This is a genomic window from Finegoldia sp. P3-F-LR (assembly GCF_052932165.1).
In genome coordinates, this window is the sequence record NZ_JBRFJE010000079.1 from 1 (window position 1) to 255 (window position 255).

Annotated in this window: 1 rRNA gene; it reads right to left on the reverse strand. The window is 41.6% G+C overall.

What is annotated here, in order from left to right:
- Positions 1-18 precede the first annotated feature (18 nt).
- Positions 19-255, reverse strand: a 23S ribosomal RNA gene (locus ACU68U_RS09410); the annotation flags it as partial.

A 255-nucleotide genomic window follows, 5' to 3' on the forward strand; every position in this document is an offset into this window, starting at 1 on the left:
CAATAACAGTATATATTTCCAGTCAAGTTTTCGATTTATTAGTATCAGTTAGCTTTGATATTACTATCTTTACACCTCTGACCTATCTATCTTGTTTTCTTCAAGTAATCTCATAGAAATCTTATCTCGAGGTTGGTTTCGTGCTTAGATGCCTTCAGCACTTATCCTTCCCAGACGTAGCTACCGAGCTGTGCACTTGGCAGTACAACTCGTACACCAGCGGTCTGTCCATCCCGGTCCTCTCGTACTAAGGAC